The organism is Leptothrix toolikensis (SeqCode), from assembly GCF_057922285.1.
On record NZ_JBYSVC010000046.1, the window covers coordinates 1 to 18641 of the forward strand.

The 18641-nt window shown below is 61.9% G+C and carries 17 protein-coding genes and 1 tRNA gene; 7 read left to right on the plus strand and 11 right to left on the minus strand.

The features are described from left to right. Positions 1 to 31: 31 nt before the first annotated feature. The 8 genes from AC3VI7_RS08255 to queC form a co-directional block, all read right to left on the minus strand. Positions 32 to 107 (minus strand) — tRNA-Phe (locus AC3VI7_RS08255). Between the two features lie 73 nt (positions 108 to 180). Further along, entirely contained in the window at positions 181 to 984 is an 804-nt protein-coding gene (locus tag AC3VI7_RS08260; RefSeq protein ID WP_489668488.1) for a response regulator, read from the minus strand. Positions 985 to 989: 5 nt separating this feature from the next. Further along, on the minus strand, positions 990 to 3323 hold the full coding sequence (locus tag AC3VI7_RS08265; protein WP_489668489.1) for a sensor histidine kinase: 2334 nt from the start codon (positions 3321 to 3323) through the stop codon (positions 990 to 992). 44 nt (positions 3324 to 3367) lie between these two features. Next, positions 3368 to 3883: a DUF4390 domain-containing protein gene (locus tag AC3VI7_RS08270; RefSeq protein WP_489668567.1), complete on the minus strand. Its 516-nt coding sequence runs from the start codon at positions 3881 to 3883 to the stop codon at positions 3368 to 3370. 124 nt (positions 3884 to 4007) lie between these two features. Beyond that, positions 4008 to 5363: a 16S rRNA (cytosine(967)-C(5))-methyltransferase RsmB gene (rsmB, locus tag AC3VI7_RS08275; protein WP_489671459.1), complete on the minus strand. Its 1356-nt coding sequence runs from the start codon at positions 5361 to 5363 to the stop codon at positions 4008 to 4010. A gap of 24 nt (positions 5364 to 5387) precedes the next feature. Beyond that, the gene (locus tag AC3VI7_RS08280; RefSeq protein WP_489668491.1) at positions 5388 to 6266 is read right to left on the minus strand and encodes a hypothetical protein; all 879 of its coding nucleotides are present in this window, start codon (positions 6264 to 6266) and stop codon (positions 5388 to 5390) included. A gap of 93 nt (positions 6267 to 6359) precedes the next feature. Beyond that, positions 6360 to 6911: a LemA family protein gene (locus tag AC3VI7_RS08285; protein ID WP_489668492.1), complete on the minus strand. Its 552-nt coding sequence runs from the start codon at positions 6909 to 6911 to the stop codon at positions 6360 to 6362. 155 nt (positions 6912 to 7066) lie between these two features. Continuing rightward, entirely contained in the window at positions 7067 to 7795 is a 729-nt protein-coding gene (gene queC / locus AC3VI7_RS08290; RefSeq protein WP_489668493.1) for a 7-cyano-7-deazaguanine synthase QueC, read from the minus strand. A 45-nt stretch (positions 7796 to 7840) separates the two neighbouring features. Between queC and AC3VI7_RS08295 the strand changes: the two genes are divergently transcribed. Next, entirely contained in the window at positions 7841 to 9439 is a 1599-nt protein-coding gene (locus tag AC3VI7_RS08295) for a DUF4139 domain-containing protein (RefSeq protein ID WP_489668494.1), read from the plus strand. Between the two features lie 34 nt (positions 9440 to 9473). On the opposite strand, the gene AC3VI7_RS08300 is transcribed toward AC3VI7_RS08295, so the two are convergent. Continuing rightward, positions 9474 to 10733, minus strand: a complete 1260-nt coding sequence (locus AC3VI7_RS08300) for a glutamate-5-semialdehyde dehydrogenase (protein WP_489668568.1) — start codon at positions 10731 to 10733, stop codon at positions 9474 to 9476. A gap of 86 nt (positions 10734 to 10819) precedes the next feature. Between AC3VI7_RS08300 and AC3VI7_RS08305 the strand changes: the two genes are divergently transcribed. Next, on the plus strand, positions 10820 to 12490 hold the full coding sequence (locus tag AC3VI7_RS08305) for an NAD(P)/FAD-dependent oxidoreductase (protein WP_489668495.1): 1671 nt from the start codon (positions 10820 to 10822) through the stop codon (positions 12488 to 12490). On the opposite strand, the gene AC3VI7_RS08310 is transcribed toward AC3VI7_RS08305, so the two are convergent. Further along, on the minus strand, positions 12397 to 13110 hold the full coding sequence (locus AC3VI7_RS08310; RefSeq protein WP_489668496.1) for a DsbA family oxidoreductase: 714 nt from the start codon (positions 13108 to 13110) through the stop codon (positions 12397 to 12399). The genes AC3VI7_RS08305 and AC3VI7_RS08310 overlap by 94 nt on opposite strands. 9 nt (positions 13111 to 13119) lie before the next feature. Continuing rightward, the gene (gene galE / locus AC3VI7_RS08315) at positions 13120 to 14160 is read right to left on the minus strand and encodes a UDP-glucose 4-epimerase GalE (RefSeq protein ID WP_489668497.1); all 1041 of its coding nucleotides are present in this window, start codon (positions 14158 to 14160) and stop codon (positions 13120 to 13122) included. Between the two features lie 108 nt (positions 14161 to 14268). Between galE and AC3VI7_RS08320 the strand changes: the two genes are divergently transcribed. From AC3VI7_RS08320 to AC3VI7_RS08340, 5 genes are all read left to right on the plus strand, one after another. Beyond that, complete coding sequence (locus AC3VI7_RS08320) at positions 14269 to 14799, plus strand: hypothetical protein (RefSeq protein WP_489668498.1); 531 nt, start codon at positions 14269 to 14271, stop codon at positions 14797 to 14799. Then, positions 14796 to 16379 carry a ubiquinone biosynthesis regulatory protein kinase UbiB gene (gene ubiB / locus AC3VI7_RS08325; RefSeq protein WP_489668499.1) on the plus strand — a complete coding sequence of 528 codons (1584 nt, stop codon included), beginning with the start codon at positions 14796 to 14798 and terminating at the stop codon, positions 16377 to 16379. Before AC3VI7_RS08320 ends, ubiB begins: the two co-directional genes overlap by 4 nt. Before the next feature lie 28 nt (positions 16380 to 16407). Then, complete coding sequence (locus AC3VI7_RS08330; RefSeq protein WP_489668500.1) at positions 16408 to 17844, plus strand: high affinity choline transporter 1; 1437 nt, start codon at positions 16408 to 16410, stop codon at positions 17842 to 17844. 15 nt (positions 17845 to 17859) lie between these two features. Then, positions 17860 to 18195 (plus strand): FmdB family zinc ribbon protein, encoded by a 336-nt coding sequence (locus AC3VI7_RS08335; RefSeq protein ID WP_489668501.1) that lies wholly within the window; start codon positions 17860 to 17862, stop codon positions 18193 to 18195. A gap of 9 nt (positions 18196 to 18204) precedes the next feature. Next, on the plus strand, positions 18205 to 18641 hold a 437-nt coding region (locus tag AC3VI7_RS08340), incomplete at its 3' end, for a DUF502 domain-containing protein (protein WP_489671458.1).

Below are 18641 nucleotides of genomic sequence, written 5' to 3' on the forward strand. Positions count from 1 at the left end.
GGTGCCATGCGCTGTGATGCGGGGGCTTATTTGGTGGCCAAGGGCGGAATCGAACCACCGACACGCGGATTTTCAATCCGCTGCTCTACCGACTGAGCTACTTGGCCAAAACAGAGGCGGAAGTGTAGCCTGAATTTTTGATATTTACAAAGAAATTTGTATGGACGTATGAGAAATCGCTCAGTGACCGCTGCGACGGCTCCGGGAGAGATCAACGCCAAGTTGCTTGAGTTTGCGGTAGAGATGTGTGCGTTCTAGACCCGTGCGCTCGGCCACGCGGGTCATGCTGCCGTTCTCGGTGGCCAGATGAAATTCGAAATAGGCTTTTTCGAAAGCATCCCGGGCCTCACGCAGGGGCTTGTTGAGCGCAAAGCGCTGCTCGCAAGCTGGCCCGTTGTGATTCATCAAGAGGGGCAGGGCATCGCTCAGGCCGTTGAGTTGCGCGGCGCTGTTCAGGCCCAAAGCCGGGGATGGCGTCGTGATCATGCTGCCGATCATCCCGTCACCGTTGCTGGCGTTGGCCCGATCAAAACCGTGCGTGATCGAAACGGCGTTGAGTGCTGCGGTGTTGCCGGGGATAAGCGGCGCGGGTGCCGTTGGGGCGGCGGGTTTCTGGCTGGCTTTGGCCAGACTTTGCTCGACCGCCCGCAGCAGCTTTTGCAGCGTGATGGGTTTTTCGAGAAAGGCGATGGCACCGTACTTGGTCGCCTCGACAGCGGTGTCGATGGTGCCGTGACCGGACATCATGATGACGGGCATGTTGAGGGGTGCGCCACCCGTACTCCATTCTTTCAGGAGCGTGATGCCATCGACATCCGGCATCCAGATGTCCAAGAGCACCAGATCGGGCCGTTTCAACTCGCGGATGGCACGCGCTTGAGCCGCGTTTTCAGCCAGCTCAACAGCGTGTCCCTCGTCCGTGAGGATTTCGTACAGCAGGGCACGAATGCCCAGTTCATCATCGACGACAAGAATAGTGGCCATGGATTTCAGGATGCCCTTGGGCCGGTAATCATGGTTGCTGAATTGTGAATCCGGGCCTGTGTCGGGGCAGTTGCTCCGATGGCCGAACGCATAAATGTTATCGAAACTTGCGCGCCATTTCCCGTGAATTCGCCACCAAAAGTACCTATCTCGTCACCAAGATTCTGAATTCTTACACGTGCGCGGTGTTCATCCGCGATTTTCTTGACCACGGCCAAACCGAGTCCGGTCCCTTTGGGTTTGGTGGTGATGTAAGGCTCGAAGGCCCGTTTCAGGACCTTGTCGGAGAAACCTGGACCGTTGTCGATCACCTTGAGTCGCACAGATCGCACCTCGCCGTGCTCGTTGCTGACCATCTCGGTTCGGACCACGACCCGGCCTTCAGGGCGGCTTGCCACGGCATCAAGGGCGTTTTGAACCAGGTTGTGGATGACTTGACGCAGTTGGCTGGTGTCGCCTTGAATGGTGGGCAGATCCGGGGCGGTATCGGCCCGCAACAAGCCGGTTTCTAAGGCGTTGCCATACAGCGCCAACACCTCAGCCACCAGTTCATTCAGATCCAAGGGGCTCAAGTTGGCCGAAGGCAGACGGGAGTAATCCCGGAACTCGTTGACCAACTGCTTCATGGACTGCACTTGCGCCACGATGGTGGCCACGGATCGCACCAGCAGTTGGCGGTCCGTCCCTTCAAGGCGGCTTTCCAGTTTGTGCTGCATGCGTTCGGCCGAGAGCTGAATCGGGGTGAGCGGATTCTTGATTTCATGCGCCAAGCGCCGTGCCACTTCAGCCCAAGCGACGCTGCGCTGAGCGGAAACCACATCGCTGATGTCGTCAAAAACGATCAAACGGGTTTTGCTGGGCAAGGAGGCACCGCGAACGAGCAGGGTCAGCACATCGTGCTCGGCTTGCGCCTGAAGTTCGAGGGCATCTTGCCAGTGATCAGGGTCGGCGCTATCGGGTTCATGGGTGTGCGCGTGGGCCGTAAAGCGCTGTTCGATGGCTTGGGCAAGGCCGGACAAGCCGGGAATTTGATCCAGTCGTTGACCACGCCAAGCGGGCCACGGAGGAGCGCGCAGGATACGCAGGGCACCTGGATTGACTGTATCCATGTGTCCTTCTAGGTCGAACACGATCACACCTGCGGTGAGATTGTCGAGAATCGTTTGCAAATGGGTACGTGCGCTTTCAAGTTCGGTCAGGCTGGTGTGGAGCTGTGTGCGGGCATCGTCGAGTTGTTGGGTCATCAGCGCAAAGGAGCGCGTCAGGCCGCCGAGCTCATCGCGTGAGGCAAACACCGCCTTGGGTCGCAAGTCGCCTTGGGCCACCTGATTGACGCCCTCGGCCAACAGCAGCAGGGGCCGGGCCAGTTGCTGACCCAGGGCTGCCGCCATGAGCAAGGCACAAAACAGGGCCAAGATCAGGGTAAGCGTGAGGGTGCCGATGTACATCTTGCGCAGGCCCAACCGGCCCAGCATGCGCTGTTGGTACTCCTTGTAGGCTGAGGCTACGGCCAAGGCGTTGGTGGCCAACTCGATGGGGATCTGCTGGGTGACTTGCAAATAGCGCTCATGCCCATTGAGCGCAAAGGTGTTGGAAGGGATCCAAGCCAAAGCTTGGATGCGGGCGTTGACGGGGGCCGGCTGGATACCGCTGCTGTCTGGGTCGTGTTCTTCCAAGCCTTCCACGCTGGTGTGAACCCGTAGCGAACGGGCTTGACGCAGCAAGGCGGGCGTGGGGCGCGTGGGGAGGAAATGGTCTTCAATCGAGCTGTTGGCCGAGGCCAAGATTTGGCCGCTATCGGACAAGAGTAAAACGTTGTAGGCCCCAAGTTGTTCGCGCAGACGCTCTAGCGAGACGATCTGCTGCGACTCCGGGGCCTCGGCCATGCGTTCGGCAGCCAAGCGTGTCTTGTTGCCGATACCACTGCTGAGCACTTGCAAGCTGGTGCGGCCCAGACTCAGGCCCGATTCCAAGGCTTGCTCAATCTCGACATCGAACCAGCTCTCGATGCTGCGCGAGACGAACTGGTACGACACCAAGTAGATCAACGTGCCCGGCACGGCACCGACCAACGCAAACGTGGCGGCCAGTTTGAGCAGCAATCGGCTGCCGAATTGGCCGTTGCGTACCCGCTTGATCAAGCGTAGCCCCGTGACCACCACGGCCAAGCCCAAAATGGCCGCTACGCCGATGTTGATGCTCAGCAACCAGTCGAAATGCCGCTCGTAGCGGGCCAGATTTTGGGTGGCAATGGTGAGCAGGAAGATCAATGCAAGGGCCGCTGCAAGCGTGGCACCCAACACCATCCAACCGATCCAGCGCGTAGAGCGTATGGGCATCATGAGACGGCAACGGCAGAAAGAAACAAAGTCAGGCAACCCCATCAACGGGTTGTGGCGGGCAAGTCCAAGCTGCGCTGGACGTGCAAATGCCAGTCACGCTGTGTACCGATGCTCAGTTGCAAGGGGCGAGGCAATTGGCTGGCATCCAAACGATACGAGAACTCAATATGGAGCGGTCCATCATCGAGTGACATGGGCGGCTCGTTGAGGTGCCAGTTCTTGCTCCGTTGCAAGGTCTTAAGGGCTTCGTCCAAGGTGGCATAGGTTTGCGACAAGCCGCCCAACTGGACCCGGTAGTTGAGCGTGAGGGGCTGATAGCTCAGCCGCCAAGCCCGCCGGGTTTTCAGCAAGGTGCGGTCAAACCAATACCAGCGCGACAGTTGCACCTCGGCTTCGGCCACAAAGTACAACGAAACCCCTTTTTGCAGGGCGTCCTCGACGCTGGGGGAAAGCTCAAAGCGCGTCTCGAAGGTCAATGCGAGGTTGCCATCCTGACGATGGGCCTCGATGTGTTGCAGCTCGATGGTCTCTGGGCGCGCTTGGGCGGGTGAAGCCACCCAGCTCAAGCACAACCAGATCCAAAAACCAACCAAGAAGCAACGTATGAGCCCGCGCCGAAGGGGGCTGGATCGGCGCTCGGTCCATAGGATCTCGGGGCTCGGGAGCACGTAACAGGCATCATCAGATCGAAGGGCCGGCCGAGCCGGGTTTGTCGAGCCGTGCGTAATAGAAGCTGTCCCCAGCTTCTGAATCATTTTTCACGGACCCGCTGGCATTCTCTCCGAGCAAGAGCCGATGTCCGGGGGCGGGACGCCGGATCACATGGGGGGTGCGTTGCAAAAAAGCGTCAATCTGTTCGGTGCCTTCGGCGCGGAACAAGGAACACGTGGCGTAAATCAGACGGCCTCCCGGGGCGAGCAGCGGCCAGAGCGCGTCCAGCAGGCGCGCTTGGGTACGAGCTAGCGTGGTGATATCCGTAGGTCGGCGCAGCCAGCGGATATCCGGGTGCCGGCGCACGATGCCTGAGGCGCTGCATGGGGCATCGAGCAAGATAGCGTCAAAGGGCCGACCATCCCACCACGTGCTTGGCTGGGCGGCGTCCCCAACGCGCAGCGTAGCGCGCAGACCTTGGCGCTCCAGGGTTTGGGCCACCTTGGTGAGGCGCTCGCTGTCCACGTCAAGCGCCAGCAGATCCAGATCCTGAAGCTCCAGCAAGTGGGCGGTTTTGCCCCCGGGCGCGGCGCAAGCATCCAGCACCCGCGACTTGGCGGGCAGGGCATCGGCCCCTTCTCCAAGCAGCAAAGGGGCGGCGAGTTGGGCGGACTCGTCTTGCACCGAAACATGACCCTGCTCGAAGCCTGGCAGGCGATGCACGGGCACGGCCTGCGCCAACACCAAGGCGTGCGAGCCCACCACCTTGGCGTCGATACCCACTTGGGCCAGTGCTTCAGCGTAGCGAGTGGCGTTGCTGTGGCGGGCATTGACGCGCAGCGTCATGGGCGGCTGCACGTTGGCAGCTTCGAGCAGCGCCGAGGCTTGCTCAGGCCAGTCTTGACGCACTTTGTCGATCCACCACTTGGGATGTTGGTAGCGCGCCACGGGGTCCGTGGCTTGGAGTTGTTCGACCAAGAGGTGACGTTCACGCAGGAAGCGGCGCAGCACGGCATTGATGAACCCTGCGCTGCCCGGTTGGCGCAGGCGCACGCACTCGACGGCCTGATCAACCAAGGTGTGATCGGTGTAGGGCGGTGGTTGGGTGCTGCTGGGCCAGAGCAAGGCCAAGGCGGTGATCAGCACGCTGTCCACGGCGGGTGGCGGTGCCTTGGGCACGAGGCGGTTGCGCGCCGCTTCCGCCCCGCCAACATGGCGCAAGGTATGAAAAATCAGCGCTTGCGCACCGGGGCGCAGCTCCGAAGGGCAGCCTTGCAGCGCTTCGGTCAGCGAGCGACCAGCGCGGACGGCTTGAAGCAAGCGAGCGGCTTGCTCAAGCAAGAGGGACAGCGCCGGTCCGTGGGGGGGGGTAGGGGTTTTGGCAATCACCCGCCCGAGTCTAAGGGGAGATCAAATGAAGATCGCTTCGAGCGCCGCAGGCAGTGGGACTTCGATGAGTCGGCAGGCAATGCGCAAGGCCTCCGCAGCACTTGGATGCAGTTGTGGGTCGCCCGAGGGTTGGGTGGGCAGACAGTCCAGCCACGTGCTGGCGATCAAGGGGCGCAGGCTTCGAGGCAGCGCCTGAAGCTCGAACAGGGCGTTGACGAGTTGATCGCCGTCAGGCGCATGGAAAGCCGGTGCATCCCCTTGAGGCCAGATTCGCGCAGTGACACGGGCATACCAAGCCATGCCTTCAGCATGGACACCCGCTTCGATGGAGCTGCTCGCCGCCTCGGGCCTAGGCACCATGCGTGCGAGATAAGCTGTCCATTCCGACCATGCTTTTTTCTGGTGCATGTCGAGCTTCACCACGTCTTCTTGATGCGGCAGGCGCGATGGGATATCCGTAAAAGTGTGCGGCTGATCATCGGCATAGGTCAGATGTCGGATCAACAACCAGTGCAAGCGATCCAAGGGCCCCACCAGACCATCGGCGCACATGATGCGGCGCGCACTCAGGCGAAATTGCGAGCGGCTTTGAGCGGGCTCACTGGCCACTTGCTTGAGCAGGGCTTCCAGTACGGGAATTCGGCTCATCGGGCTGAGCTGGGTGGTTTGCCGATGCAGGGACAGTGCTGTGGCGACTTGGGCCGTTTCTTCTGACCAACATTGATGTTCAAGGTGACTGCCCGGCGTCAGGATCAAAGCCAGCACGGCAGCTCGAATTTGCTGCCGATCCTGAAGACGCAACAGTGCTGCACGGGCCGTCGCCTCACCGGGCCGATGCCACGGCGTGGAGCGGGCGTACTTCCGGTGAGCCGTCTGGACGGCAGAGGTCAGATGAAACATGACGACAGTGTCTACACACTGACATGCATGAAATTACCAATTTTTTACAAAAGCACGCCGACTCTCAAAAACATCACGAAACGCCACCTCAGCTCAACCCGCGTGTCGTGTTGTTCGCAACACCATCACACTGACGGGATCAAAGTGGAACAGGTTGGCGATCACGGCTGTGGGGAGCGGCTGCAAAGCGTCGTGATACGCCAACGCGGCGGTGTTGTAGGCCTGCTGGGCGGCATCAATCCGGGTTTGCAGGACGATGAAGGGTTCGGCTTGGTCCGCCCACGTCGTACCGCTGAGGTGGCGTTGCCAGTGGCTCAGGGCATGGCCCAAAGACTCTTCAGCCAAAGCCATTTGCCGCACAGGGCCAGCGACCAAGGAGCGCGGTGCTGCGACCTCACACGATGCGCTGGCATGGCGATGTGCGATGAGCACGGCGTCGGTGGCATGCTTGAGTGCCAAAGGCATATCAGCATGCACATGCACCAGCGTGTCCGCCAAGGCATGGCGCTCTTTGAGCTGGCCCACCAGCACCGAAAAAGCGCGCGCAATGCCATCGCGTAAGCGCACTAGGCGGACATAAGCAGCCAGGGTCCAAAGCCCCCAGATCACCCCAAAGGTGATCACAACAATCAGTCCAATACTCATTTTTCACTCCGTTGGCGTCAGGGTATTGATCTCCCCCGGCGTGACGGATCGTGAATTTGTAACTTGATTTTTACTTTTTTGATCGGGAACGGCGGCACTTTAACGCAGCCCGATGGTTTTTTGCTTATGGCTAGACAAGGAGTAGGCACAACACCTTAAACAGGGTGGCTGGGAGGCCGCCATGCACGGTAGCCCGTGGCGCGCAGCACGCACGCCGGGCAGCTTGCGCAGCCCCAGCCCCAAGGGTGGCGCTGGCTGCGATCACCCAAATAGCACGTGTGGGTGTGTTCGATGATCAGTTCGTTCAGCCTTGGCCCACCCAACGCATCGGACAAAGCCCACGTTTCAGCTTTGGTGAGAAACATCAGCGGCGTTTCGATGGTCATGGGCCCATCAAGCCCGAGCGAGAGTGCGACTTGCAACGCCTTCAGGGTGTTGTCACGACAGTCCGGGTAGCCGGAGTAATCGGTCTCACACATGCCGCCCACCAGCACGGAGGCCCCGCGTCGATAGGCCAAAGTGGCCGCAAAGCTCAAGAAGAGCAAGTTTCGACCCGGTACAAAAGTGTTGGGTAAACCGTTGGCCTGCATCTCAATGGCCCGCTCGGCGGTCATGGCGGTGTCTGAGATTTGGCTCAGCAGTCGCAAGTCCAGAACGTGATCGTCTCCGAGGCGTTTTTTCCATGCTGGAAACTGCGCGCGCAGTTCGCGCAGCACGTTTAGTCGGCACGTCAGTTCGACGTGGTGGCGCTGGCCGTAGTCGAAGCCGAGGGTCTCGACCTCGGCAAAACGGTCAAGCGCCCAAGCGAGGCAAGTGGTCGAATCTTGGCCGCCGGAGAACAGCACCAGCGCTTTGCGTTGTGAAAGGGGGATGGTCGAGCTCATGGGGTGCCATGGTATGTTCCGCCGACCATCGATTGGGGGCTTCCTATGAAGAAATTGCTCATCTTGTGGGCTGTCATGCCCGTGCTTTGGCCGGTTTGGGTGCAGGCCGACACCCATGCCGATACCAGCCGTGTGGATCAGGTCTTGGTGTACCCCGGTGGGGCAACGGTCGAGCGTGTGGTCGCGGTCAAAGCGGGCCAGAAAGAGCTGCGCTTGAGTTGTTTGAGCGAGCGTTTCGAGGCTGATTCCTTGCAGCTCCAAGCCGCAGCGGGCGTGCGTATTGGTGAGATCACGGTCCAAACCGTGCCGCGTGCCAGCCTGCCTGAATGCGCCATCACGCCGCTCGATCAACGTATCCGTGAGCTGGAAGATCAGGGCGCGGCCTTGGTGGCGGATATCGCGGCCCACGAGGTGGCGTTGGGCTACTTGAGGCAATACGGCGCGACCGAGGGCCGTGGAAGCACCGCGTCGCCCCCGACGCCGATAGCCGTGACCACCGAGGCTTTGCGCCGCACGGCCTTGGAGAACATGCAGCGCCAGTATCCCTTGCAGCGTCGCAAGGAAGAACTGGATCGGCAGCTTGCGCCTTTGCTGGCTGAGCGCAACCGGCTTCAGCAAGCCAACCCGCAATTGCGCACGGTCTTGGTGCGACTATCGGCCAGCCGGGATGCTGAATTGCGCCTGAGCTATCGCACCCCGCATGCCGGCTGGGAGCCGGTCTACCGGGCCCATCTCGACACGGTCTCTGGTCAAGTGCGACTCGAACGCCACGCGCAGGTGGCGCAGTCCAGCGGTGAGGATTGGAGCGGCGTGAAGCTGCGCCTTTCGACCACCCAGCCTCGTCAGGCCACCAGCATGCCTCTGCCCCATGTTTGGACGCTGGACCTTTTGCCCCCGGTGAGCCTGGACGTCATGCCGCGTGCGGTCATGGCGATGTCGGCCCCCTCCGCGCTGATGGCTGCTAAGGGCGGTGGCCTGGAGCAGGCGGTGGAAGACCCGGGGTTTGATGTGAGTGTTTTCCAAGGTGAGTTCGCCACCGAGTTCGAAGTGCCGGGCCGCGCCTCGGTGGCTGCCGACGGGCAACGTATTGCCTTGGTGTTGGGGCAGGTGTTGCTTGACACGCGTGTGTGGGTGCGCACGCAGCCGCATGCTGAGGCGACGGCCTATTTGGTGGCTGAGAGTGCTCGGCCCGATGGCGTTTGGCCTCCAGGCCAAGTCCAGCTGTTCCGGGATGGCTCTTTTGTGGGGCAAAACCAGCTGCACATCGCCCGCCAAGAGCAGTTGGATCTGTTCTTTGGCCCTGACGAGCAGGTGCGTGTCAGCACCGAGCCCGAACAACGCCATGCCGGCGCGGCGGGTTTCATCGGCAACCGGGCAGAGCACAAGCTCGGTCGGGTGTATCGCATCGAGAACCTGCATCAGCGCCGTGTGGCGGTGCAAGTGCTTGAAGCCAGCCCGGTCGCGCGCCATGAGGACATCAAGGTTCAGAGTCAATTCAACCCCAAGCCCACGGTGGAGAGCTGGCGCAAGCAGCCCGGCGTGATCGCTTGGGAGCTGGCGCTGGAGCCGGGTGCTGCGCAGCGTCTCAGCGCCGACTATGTGCTCAGTTACCCCAAGGACGCCCGGATCAACGGGTTGCCGTGAGGCTGGCCGGTTTGTGATTGCGTTTGAGCACGACTCAGCTGCGCACTTCGCCCTGACCGAGCACCACGTATTTGAGCGAGGTCAGGCCTTCGAGTCCCACAGGGCCTCGGGCGTGGAACTTGTCGGTCGAGATGCCGATTTCCGCGCCCAAGCCGTACTCAAAGCCGTCGGCAAAGCGTGTGCTGGTGTTGACCATCACGCTGCTTGAATCGACCTCGCGCAAAAAGCGCATGGCGTTGGGATGGTGGATGGTCAGGATGGCGTCGGTGTGGTGCGAGCCGTAGCGGTTGATGTGATGGATCGCCTCGTCAAGATGCGCCACCACCTTCACGCTGATGATCGGGGCGAGGTATTCCTCCGACCAGTCGCTTTCCACCGCGTCAAGCACCTTGGCCCCCGGTACGCCGCTCAGAATCGCCTTAGCCGCCGGGCAGCAGCGCATTTCTACGCCCTTGGCGGCGAAGATGGCACCGATCTCGGGCAGGAAACGTGCCGCCTGCGCGGTGTGTACCAGCAGGGACTCGGTGGCGTTGCAGGGGCTGTACTTTTGGGTCTTGGCGTTGTCGGTGACCTTGAGCGCCAGGGCCAGATCGACCTCGGCATCGACGTAGGTGTGGCAGTTGCCGTCCAGATGCTTGATCACCGGCACTTTGGCCTCAGCGCTGATGCGCTCAATCAAGCCCTTGCCACCGCGCGGGATGATCACATCGACAAATTCGGGCATGGCGATCAGACGGCCGACGGCGGCGCGGTCGGTGGTCTCAACCAGCTGCACCGCTGTGGCGGGCAGGCCAGCATCGACCAAGGCCTGTTGCACCAGTTGCCACAAGGCCAGATTGGAGTGAATGGCCTCCGAGCCGCCACGCAGCACGCAGGCGTTACCGCTCTTGATGGCCAGCGAAGCGGCTTCGATGGTGACGTTCGGGCGGCTCTCAAAGATCATGCCGAACACGCCCAGCGGCACGCGCATCTGGCCGACGCTGATGCCGGTGGGACGTTGGCGCACGTGGAGGATTTCACCGACCGGATCAGGCATGCCGGCCAGTTGCTCGCAGCCTTCGGCGACGGTGGCGATCACCTTGGGCGTGAGCTTGAGCCGATCGACCATCGGCTCTGTCAGACCGGCCGCGCGGGCGGCGTCCAAGTCGCGGGCATTGGCGATTTGCAGGGCCGTGATGGCGCTGTCGGCGCGCAACAGCTCGGCCAGACGCAGCAAAGTGCGGTTTTTGGCAGCTGTCGAGGCCTTGGCCATGGCGGTGGCGGCGGTGCGCGCCGCACGGCCAAGGTGGTCCATGTAGGCGGGGATGTCTTGAAGGATGTCGGGCGTGGCATTCATGGCCGGCATTGTGGCCCGGAATCAGGCCCCAGATAATGGCGCCCATGCTGAGAATCACCGAACTACGCCTGCCCCTGAATCACCTTGAGACCGAGCTGCGGCCCGCCATCGTGGCCCGTCTCGGGATAGCGGACGCGCTACTGAGCACCTTCACCGTGTTCAAGCGCAGCTACGACGCGCGCAAGAAAAGCGCCATCGTCTTGATCTACACCATCGACTGCACCTTGAGCACCGAGGCTGATGAGGCTGCGGTGTTGGCTCGGTGGGCCGCCGATTTGCACATTCGCCTCACCCCGGACACCGCCTACCGCTTTGTCGGGCACGCACCGGCGGACTTTCAAGCCGAGGACCGGCCGCGTCCGGTGGTGATCGGTTTTGGGCCGTGCGGCATCTTTGCGGCGCTGATTCTGGCGCAGATGGGGCTGCGCCCGATCGTGCTGGAGCGTGGCAAACAGGTGCGCGAACGCACCCAAGATACCTGGGGTTTGTGGCGCAAGAAGGTGCTCAACCCGGAGTCGAACGTGCAGTTCGGCGAGGGTGGGGCCGGTACCTTCTCGGACGGCAAGCTCTACAGCCAGATCAGCGATCCGCGTCACCTGACGCGCAAGGTGCTGACCGAATTCGTCAAGGCGGGCGCACCGGAGGAAATCCTCTACGTCGCCAAGCCGCACATCGGCACCTTCAGGCTGGTGAGCATGGTGGAAAAGATCCGCGCCGACATCGAAGCGCTGGGCGGCGAGATTCGCTTTCAGCAGCGCCTGACCGATGTGCTGATCGAAGACGGCCATGTGCGCGGTCTGACCGTGGCCAGCGGCGAAACCTTGCGCACCGATCATGTGGTGCTGGCGCTGGGCCACAGTGCGCGCGACACCTTCGAGATGCTGGCCGAGCGTGGCGTCTACATGGAAGCCAAGCCGTTTTCGATGGGTTTTCGCATTGAGCATCCGCAAAGCATCATCGACAAAGCGCGCTTTGGCCCCAATGCGGGCCATCCAGTCTTGGGGGCCGCCGACTACAAGCTGGTGCATCACGCCAAGAACGGCCGCTCGGTGTACAGCTTTTGTATGTGCCCGGGCGGTACGGTGGTGGCCGCGACCTCTGAGCTCCACCGCGTGGTGACCAACGGCATGAGCCAATACTCGCGCAACGAACGCAACGCCAACGCGGGCATCGTGGTCGGACTGTCCCCCGAGGACTATCGCCAAGACCGGGGCGGCAGCGGCGTGGTGGATCCGCTCGACGGCATGCGGTTTCAGCGTTTCTGGGAGTCGCGCGCCTTTGAACTCGGCGGCGGCACCTATGAAGCGCCCGCTCAGTTGGTGGGTGACTTCCTCAAAGGCCAAGCCAGCCGAGTGTTGGGCAGTGTGGAGCCGTCTTACAAGCCCGGGGTGTATCTGACGAACTTGGCCGAACCAGGCCGAGGCAGTTTGCCGCAGGCCTCCTTGGAGGCGATTCGCGAGGCTTTGCCAGCCTTTGAGCGCCAGATCCGGGGCTTTTCGATGCCGGATGCGGTGCTTACCGGCATTGAAACGCGCACCTCCTCGCCGCTGCGCATCACCCGGGGTCGGGACTATCAAAGCTTGAATGTGCGCGGCCTTTACCCTGCGGGCGAAGGTGCCGGTTATGCCGGCGGGATCATGTCCGCTGGGGTCGATGGCATTGAAGCCGCCGAAGCGCTCGGGGCCGAGATGCTGCGCGTCGCTGCGGCGATCTGACGCAAGGCCTGCTCGAAGACCGCCACCGGCTGGCCCCCGGAAATCAAGTGCCGGTCATTGATGATGACGGCCGGTACCGAGCGGATGCCTTGTTGTTGATAGAAGGCTTGCGCTTCGCGTACCTCGTCGGCGAAGACGTTGCTGCTTAACACGGCTTGCGCCGCCTCGACATCCAGCCCGATCTCGCTGACCAAGCGCAGCAGCACCGTGTGATCGCCGGGGTTCAGGCCCTCGGTGAAGTAGGCCGCAAACAGGGCGTGTTTGAGTTGGAGCTGGGCCGCAGGCGATTGCAAACCGGCCCAATGCAGCAGCCGGTGAGCCTCAAAGGTGTTGTAGATCCGGCTGCGTTTGCCGTGGCTGAAGGTGAAACCGAGCGCCGCACCGCGTTGGCGGATGCCCTCGGTGTTGGCGGCAATCTGCTCGGCGGAGATACCGTACTTGTGCGCCAAGTGCTCGACGATGTCTTCGCCTTCGGCCGCCATCGCTGGATTGAGCTCGAAGGGCTGAACGTGCAGCGTGGCTTGGATGTGCGGGGCCACGCGCCCGAGCGCTTGTTCGAGTGCGTGCAGCCCGATGGCGCACCAAGGGCAGGAGATATCGGAGACGAGATCAATTTTCATGCGCAATGTTCAAGCTGTGCTGCTGAGGAATCCGTGCGGATTCTGGCTCTGCCAGCGCCAGCTGTCGATGCACATATCGTCCAAGCTGCGTGTGGCTTGCCAACCGAGCAGTTCACGGGCGCGGCTGGGGTCGGCGTAGCAAGCGCCGACATCGCCGGGGCGGCGGGCGGTGATGTGATAAGGCACGGCGCGGCCGCTGGCGCGCTCGAAGGCCCGTACCACGTCAAGCACGCTGTAGCCTTGGCCCGTGCCTAGGTTGACGGTGAGCGAGGGCTTGTCGGCCAGCAGATGGCGCAGTGCCGCCACATGGCCTTCGGCCAGATCCATCACGTGGATGAAGTCGCGCACGCCTGTGCCGTCCGGGGTGTCGTAGTCACCGCCGAAGACTTGCAGTCGCTCGCGCTTGCCGACCGCGACTTGGGCGACGTACGGCATGAGGTTGTTGGGCACGCCGCGTGGGTCTTCCCCGATCTGGCCGCTGGGGTGCGCGCCCACCGGATTGAAGTAGCGCAGGTAAGCGATGCCCCAGCGCGGGTCGCAGCGTTCGAGCTCGCGCAGCATCTGTTCACCCAACAGCTTGGTCATGCCGTAGGGGTTGGTGGCGGACAGCGCAGCGTCTTCGGTGATGGGCAAGCGCTCAGGCGTGCCGTAGACCGTGGCCGAGGAGCTGAACACCAGCTTGAAGACACCTTGGTGTTGCCCGGCTTGCTTTTGCATGGCCTGCGCCACGTTGATCAAGCCGCCCAAGTTGTTGCGGAAGTATTCCAGCGGCTGCGCCACCGATTCGCCCACCGCTTTGTGGGCGGCGAAATGCACCACCGCGTCCACCGGGTGTTTGGCCAAAATCGTGGCCATGGTTTGAGCGTCGCAGACATCGCCTTGCTCGAAGACTGGAGCCTCGCCCAGCAATTCAGCCAAGCGGCTCAACACAGCGGGCGAGCTGTTGACGAAGTTGTCCACACCGACGACGTTGAAGCCGGCTTGCTTCAGGGCGATCCAAGTGTGGGAAGCGATGTAGCCGGTCGCGCCGGTGAGGAGGATGGTGGTCATGGTGATATTGAAAGCGTCTGGCCCATTCTGGCAAAGCCAGCCCGGGGGAATGTGTCGTTGTGTCAGCACACATCGGGGCAAGTGTGAACAGCCACCTACAATTTGCGGATGTTGCAAAACCTCCTTGAATCCGTGGTGCCCACCTTGGGCCGTGAAGCCCTGACTCGCATCACGCTGTTGCTCAACCACATCGTGCTGGCTGAGCCTGAAGCCACGCGGCGGCTGCAAGCCCATGTGGGGCGCGGTGTGCGTGTGGAGTGGCCCGCAGGAGGGCCAGCGTGGTTGCCGCCGCCGCCCGCAGGCGCTTGGCATGTCACGCCTGCTGGGCTGTTTGAACTCGATGAGCCGGGTGATTCTTTCGAGGGTTTGGTGGTGCAGCTCGATGCCAAGGCGGTGCTGGCGTGGTTGATGAGCGGCCGCAGCGGCCCGCCGCCGATGGCGATTCAAGGCGATGCGGTGTTTGCTGCTGAAGTGGCTTGGCTGGCGCAAAACCTGCGCTGGGAGATCGAAGAAGATCTGGCCGGCTTGATCGGCGACGCTCCGGCGCATCAGCTGATGCGTTTTGGCCGAGGCTTTGTGGATGCCTTGAGCCGTGCGCTGCCCTTCTTGCGTCGGGGCATGCCGCCCAGCGCCCCATGAAGCGCGCTTTCCGACTGGCCCGCATTGGTTGGGTGTTGCTGCGTCATGGTGTGGACCAGATGGCGCTGTCCTCGCTGGACTATCCCTTGTTGCGTTTGCTGGCCCGTCTGGCCTTGATCGGTCGGCGCAAGCAAGCCCCTCGGGGTGAGAGGCTGCGCGTCGCTTTCGAGCGCCTCGGGCCGGTGTTTGTCAAATTTGGTCAAGTGCTTTCGACACGGCGGGATTTGTTGCCCCCCGATATCGCCGATGAGTTGTCCAAGCTCCAAGACCAAGTGCCACCGTTTCCGGGTGACCAAGCACGGGCACTGATCGAGAGCGCCTTTGGTCGGCCCATCGATGCGGTGTTTGAGCAGTTCGATACCGAGCCGATTGCCAGCGCGTCGATTGCGCAGGTCTACTTTGCGCGGCTGCATGGTGGGCGTGAGGTCGCGGTCAAGGTGCTGCGCCCCGGCATGCTCAACGTGATCGAATCCGATCTGGGCCTGCTGCGCACCGCAGCCGGCTGGGTCGAGCAGGTCTCGCAAGACGGTCGGCGCTTGCGCCTGCGTGAGGTGGTGGCCGAGTTCGACAAGTACCTGCACGACGAGCTTGATTTGGTGCGCGAAGCGGCCAACGCCGCCCAATTGCGGCGCAACATGGCCGGCCTTGATCTGGTCTTGGTGCCCGAGATGGTGTGGGATTACTGCACGCCGCAAGTGATGGTGATGGAGCGCATGAAGGGCGTGCAGATCAGCCAGATTGAGCGTCTGCGCGCAGCGGGTGTCGATATCCCCAAGTTGGCCCGCGATGGGGTGACGATTTTCTTCACGCAGGTGTTCCGCGACGGCTTTTTCCACGCCGATATGCACCCGGGCAACATCCAAGTCAGCTTGGAGCCGGCGACGTTCGGGCGCTACATCGCGCTGGACTTTGGCATCGTCGGCACGCTGGATCAGCGCGACAAGGATTACCTCGCGCACAATTTTTTGGCCTTTTTCCAGCGTGACTATCGCCGGGTGGCCGAGCTGCACATTGAGTCCGGTTGGGTGCCCGCCAACACCCGGGTCGATGAACTCGAAGGGGCGGTGCGGGCGGTGTGCGAGCCGCATTTCGACCGGCCGCTCAAAGACCTTTCTTTGGGTCAAGTGCTGTTGCGGCTTTTCCAGACCTCGCGGCGCTTCAACGTCGAGATCCAACCGCAGCTCGTGCTGCTGCAAAAAACCTTGCTCAACATCGAGGGCTTGGGTCGGCAGCTCGACCCTGAGCTCGATTTGTGGAGCACCGCCAAGCCCTTCTTGGAGCGCTGGATGAACGAGCAAGTCGGTTGGCGTGCGCTGCTCCATCACCTCCGGGACGAAGCACCGCGCTACGCCAAGTTTTTGCCCGCTTTGCCGCGCCTGATGCACGAAACCTTGTCCCTGCAAACCGGCAAGGGGCGCGGTCAAAACCAAGAGGCGGTGATGACCGCCCTGTTGCTTGAACAGCGCCGCACCAATCGGCTGTTGCTGGCGCTGATCTCCATCGTGATGGGCTTTGTGCTGGGCGCGGTGATCGTGCGCTTTGTGCTGCATTGGCACGGTGGGCCCGGCCTGCCGTATTGAGTTTTTCGAGGCTTTGAGGGCCGAACCCATGCTGCTGACGCTTGTTTTTGTCTATCTGTTGGGCACGATCACCATCGGCCTGTGGGCGGCCCGGCGGGTCAAGAACACGGCCGACTTTGCCATCGCTGGGCGGCATTTGCCTTTAGCGATGATCGTCACCACCACCTTCGCGACTTGGTTTGGAGCCGAAACGGTGCTGGGCATCCCGGCCAAGTTCGTCAATGGTGGTTTGGGCAGCGTGGTGGAAGACCCCTTTGGGGCCGGCACTTGCCTGATCTTGGTCGGGGTGTTTTTTGCCGCCAAGCTCTACCGCATGACGCTGCTGACCATCAGCGACTACTACCGTGAACGCTACGGGCGCAGCGTGGAAGTGCTGTGCTCGTTCATCATCATCTTGAGCTATCTCGGCTGGGTTTCAGCCCAAGTCACCGCGCTGGGGCTGGTGTTCAACTTGCTCTCAGGCGGCAGCATCAGCGTGCCCGTGGGCATGGTGTTGGGCACGGTGTCGATCTTGGCTTACACGCTGTTTGGCGGCATGTGGTCGGTGGCGGTGACGGACTTCATTCAGATGATCATCTTGGTGGTCGGCTTGTCGATCATCGCCCTGTTCGCGGCCGATCAAGCCGGTGGGGCGCACCGGGTGGTGCAGCTGATGGTGGACAAAAACATGTTCCGCTTCTTGCCGGAGCCGACCTTCGCGCAAATCACGGCCTTTGTGGCCGCAGCTGTCACGATGATGTTGGGCTCGATTCCGCAGCAAGACGTGTTCCAGCGCGTCATGTCGGCCAAGAATGAATACGCCGCCACCCGGGGGCCGGTGATCGGCGGCTTGAGCTACATCCTGTTTGCCTTTGTGCCCATGTTCATCGTCACCAGTGCCTTGCTGATCATGCCCGAGCAAGCCGGGGCGCTGATGAAAGACGACCCGCAAAAGGTCATCCCAACCTTGGTGATGGAGCACATGCCGTTTGCGATGCAGGTGCTGTTCTTTGGCGCTTTGCTCTCGGCCCTCAAATCGACCGCTTCAGCCACTTTGCTGGCCCCGTCGGTGACGTTTGTCGAAAACATTTGGCGGCAGTTCTTCCCCCGGCAAAGCGACCGCCAAGAGCTGCTGACCATGCGGGTGGCGGTGCTGGTGTTCAGTGCGTTGGTCTGTACCTACGCCATCGCTTTGCAAGGCACCTCGATCTACGAGATGGTGTCGAGCGCTTACCAAGTCACGCTTGTTGGGGCCTTTGTGCCCTTGGCGGCCGGGCTCTACTGGCGGCGGGCCACGACCCAAGGCGCGCTGGTGTCGATCATGCTGGGCCTAGGGACGTGGGGCCTCGGGATGATCTTGCCGACCGTCTTACAGGGTTTCCCACCGCAGTTGGCCGGTTTGGTGATGGCGGTGATCGGCATGGTGTTGGGTTCACTGGCTCCGCCTTGGGGCTCTCGTATACTCGCGCGCTTGTTGATGATTTGATTTCAAGGGGTTGGGATGCCGATCTATGCCTATCGCTGCGCTGCCTGCGGGCATGCCAAAGACGTGTTGCAAAAGCTGTCTGATCCAGTGCTGACCCTCTGCCCAGCCTGTGGGGCCGAGGCCTTTGCCAAGCAAGTCACGGCGGCCGGTTTTCAGCTCAAGGGCTCCGGTTGGTACGCCACCGATTTCCGCAATGGTCCGGGCACTGCGGCCGCAGCGACGGCCACTGCGGCCACCACCGCGCCGGCTGCGGCTGAAGCTGCCGGGGCGGCAACGAGCAGTCCGAGTAGTTCCTCCGACGCCGCCTCTGCGCCATCGACGCCTTGTGGCGGTTCGTGTGCCTGTCACTGAACGGACCCCGTGAAAAAATACATCATCGCTGGCCTGCTGGCCTGGTTGCCGTTGGCCATCACCGTTTGGGTGGTGCGTTGGGTCATCAACCTGCTCCAAGGGGTCTTTGATGTTTTGGTGCATGGGATGGCGGCCATCTTGCCGGCCAGCGCCCATGAGCCTTTGCACGCGCTGGTCGAAATTCCCTTCGTCGGGGTGGCGATTTTGCTGTCGCTGCTGTTGCTTACGGGCATTTTCGTCACCAACTTTGTGGGCGAGTGGTCCTTGCGGCAGTGGAATGCGCTGGTCTCGCGCATCCCCATCGTTAAGTCGATCTACACCTCGGTCAAGCAGGTTTCGGACACGCTGTTTTCGTCCAGCGGCCAAGCTTTTCGTGAAGCGGTGTTGGTGCCTTATCCGCACGCGGGCTCGCTCACCATCGCCTTTGTGACCGGCCGTCCCAGCGG